This is a genomic window from Nostoc sp. CHAB 5715, assembly GCF_020829685.1.
Classification (GTDB): Bacteria; Cyanobacteriota; Cyanobacteriia; order Cyanobacteriales; family Nostocaceae; genus Nostoc.
Genome location: NZ_JAIVFR010000855.1, coordinates 1 through 3,230, shown reverse-complemented (window position 1 = coordinate 3,230; position 3,230 = coordinate 1). Strand labels below are relative to the sequence as shown.

Sequence of the window (3,230 nt, the reverse complement as noted above, 5' to 3'; positions counted from 1 at the left end):
GTTTTTGGTCAAACCTTACCTACTGGGGTTGTGATTGCCAAACCCTTAGATAAAAATTGAGATCAGAGCCTTATAATTTGTAATGGCTCTCGGTTAAAAGGTCAGATAGGCATGAGTGTTGATGAAATAATTCGCAGTTCAAGTGAGCTAGCAGCTGCATACAATAACCCCCAATTTTATAGAAATATCAATAGGGTTCTAGAAACTACCACAAGCGCAGCAACCAGTTTTACTGGGCTAAGTCAGGATTTACAAGGTTTGACCAAAAACTTGCGACAACAACTTAATACTTTTTCAGCCACTGCTAATTCAGTGCAACGAGCGACAAACCAACTTAGTGCATCATCGAGTCAAACAATAAATAAATTCGGTGCAACTGCAACTCAAGCAAATCGTTTGCTGAACAACCTGGATAATTTGTTGACAACAAATCGTTCTTCGCTGGTTGGCGCTTTGAACAATATCACCGAAACCAGCAACCAACTGCGTGTTACAGTCAGTAGCCTATCACCAGCTGTGAATCGATTCACTCAAGGACAATTAATCAACAATTTAGAAACTCTTTCAGCAAATGCAGCGCAAGCCTCAGCTAATTTACGTGATGCTTCAAAAAGCTTAAACGATCCAAAGAATGCAGTGCTGCTGCAACAAACTTTAGATTCAGCACGAGTAACGTTTGAAAATAGCCAAAAAATTACATCTGATTTGGATGAATTGACAGGTGATCCTACTTTCCGACAAAATTTGCGGCAATTGGTGAATGGTCTAAGTAGTTTAGTATCTTCTACACAACAGATGCAGCAACAGGTGCAAGTTGCTACTACTCTAGATTCGGTAAAAACTGCTGTAAGCAAACCAAATAATCTAATTCCTACCCCAGCACCAACTCAAGAGGCGATGTCTAATGACAAGTCGCTACCCGTCTATGAAATTAATCCCTCACCTGCTAATTTTGAAAGTACCGATACTAACCTTCAACCAATCCCCACTCCCAATACCGTTCGGTTAAGGAATTTTTTGGTTGAGGCAGGCAGGGGGAGCAGGGGGAGAAGAGAAGCAGGGGGAGAGAAGAATTGCTGAACAATAACCTTCTTTCCTCAAGAGCCTCAAGAGCCTCCCCTGCTTATCCGAACAGTATTGCCCCCACTCCGTCTATCCCTAACTCATCCCAAGAAAACCTCTTGAAGCAACTACGGGAGTATGGTAAGCAACGGGAAACGGGAAAATAAGCAATACGGCTTGACCAAATTTTAAATTTTGGATAATGGAATTGAAAAATTTGTGTTGAAAAGTTTGCCATGAAGTGGTGTAATGTGAGCTTAATTGCTTATTAAACCCGAAGAACCCCACCCCATCAAAGCTATACTTTGTCTCCCCTCTCCGCTTGCGGGGAGGGGTGTAATGATTGTGGTTAGAACGACTATTTATGCGGAGATGGGATTAATCTAAAATCTAAAGGAGAGAGGGCTGCCAGTTCGCAATCAAACTTTATCAAACAATTGATAAGGCAGACACAGCTATGACAGCTGCGGCTTTAGCGAATAAAGTTAGTGAGAAAATCGGCTTTCTCTCTTTTTTAGGCAAAATTACTCCGAAAGCTTAGTACAGTTTTGCATAAAAGCGTAGCGTTTTTAATGCATCTCGACGCATTGGCATTGCATCGGGACGCATTGGCATTGTATCGGGACGCATTGGCATTGTATCGGGACGCATTGGCATTGTATCGGGACGCATTGGCATTGCAAGATATTGCTAAATTTAATTCGCTACGAATTAATGAAATACTCTACTCTATCAACTACATTCCAAGCTGTGCAAGACATAATTATCTCTCACCCCTCAAAATTGAGCGAACGGACAGTTATTAAAATTCATTAATTAATACTTGCACATGAGATTGTCTATCCTATAGAATCTAGGGCAAATTAAGTTTTTTCAGACTTAATTCAATTAGATAATTGAGTAGTAGTTGCAGTCGATTTGTAAATGGTTGATTAGAAACTTCGTTGCGAGAGTAAAAAGCCATGACTAATAAATTTTCTCGAAGTCAAATGCTCAAGGCAGCAGGAATCTTCGTTGCTGGAGCCGCCGCCGCAAAAACCCTTCCACTTATTAGCGATAGTCCGGCACAAGCACAAGGTGTTGGTAGAATCATCAATAGCAACCTTGTTGTAACTGGTGACGTCGGCATCGGGACGACGAGTCCGTCTGCTAGGCTCGATATTTTTTCCCCTGGTAATGATGCAATAAAGATTACTAACACGACTCTTTTGAAAGCTGCAAGGATGGGGGTCGATAGTGTTGGTGTATGGATAGAGCCTAGCGAATATAATAGCAGCATTCGTCTGAATGCTAATCCAACCCTTGTAGGCATTTATGTGAGGGGTACAGATGGCAACATTGGTATCGGGACGAGGAGTCCTTCACAGAAACTTGATGTTATTGGGAATATCCAACTTACTGGCACGGTAATCCAGGGGTCATCCAGGGAGTTGAAGGAAAATATTGCTGAGCTTTCCACTAAAGAAGCACTTGAGACACTAGCTGACCTAAGCCCTGTCAAGTTCAAGTACAAAGCTGATACAGAAAAAGCGCACCACATTGGCTTCATTGCCGAAGATGTTCCAGAGCTTGTAGCAACCCCTGATAGAAAAGGACTCAGTTCTATGGATGTTGTAGGGATACTAACCAAAGTTGTCCAAGAGCAGCAGCAGACAATTTTGGCATTGGCGGAGAAAGTAAAAGCTTTGGAGGAACAGAAGGTGTAAGCTCAATAATTGAGCTTGCCATTTAAGAGCTGATTTATAAAGTCCCGGACGATTGAAATCGCCGCTATATAAACCAAGTCTGCCAGCGCGGAAAGAGCGGAAAACTCAGGGTTTCTTAACCTTTGAACTCTCCCCCACTTAAAAAGATGGGGGATTCTAAGTTGATGTTGCTACGTGGTCTAAAAGACCCACTCCGCAACGCTTACGATATGATCTAGTTAAGGAAGAAAACAGATCATATCGTTTCGGAAGGTTCAAAACTTCCCTAGACACCTTGGCTAGATTTAAGCCTAGCTGTGTGCTTACCTTTTTAAGGATATTAACCGCTCCATTGCAGTCTGAATTGATCAGAATGTTTTGAGCGGTTTTATATTGTCCACGACCAATGCCGTCACCCTTTTTCCCTCTTTTCCCTGCTGCGCTCCAGACTCACTGCCATGTTCACGCTGTGAGCAGTTTTGA

General features: G+C 42.3%; 2 protein-coding genes and 1 pseudogene. All 3 read left to right on the top strand.

The window, feature by feature from the left end:
• A pseudogene (locus tag LC574_RS32510) lies at positions 1–1,080 on the top strand (MCE family protein); the annotation flags it as partial.
• Between the two features lie 554 nt (positions 1,081–1,634).
• Positions 1,635–1,868, top strand: a complete 234-nt coding sequence (locus LC574_RS32505) for a hypothetical protein (RefSeq protein ID WP_229457716.1) — start codon at positions 1,635–1,637, stop codon at positions 1,866–1,868.
• Between the two features lie 156 nt (positions 1,869–2,024).
• Positions 2,025–2,768, top strand: coding sequence for a tail fiber domain-containing protein (locus tag LC574_RS32500; RefSeq protein ID WP_229457715.1), 744 nt, complete (start codon positions 2,025–2,027; stop codon positions 2,766–2,768).
• Positions 2,769–3,230: the final 462 nt, after the last annotated feature.

Excerpts from the sequence above, each read along its gene's own strand:
- LC574_RS32505 (WP_229457716.1), top strand. The coding sequence starts at position 1,635 with ATGCATCTCGACGCATTGGCATTGCATCGGGACGCATTGGCATTGTAT.
- LC574_RS32500 (WP_229457715.1), top strand. The coding sequence starts at position 2,025 with ATGACTAATAAATTTTCTCGAAGTCAAATGCTCAAGGCAGCAGGAATC.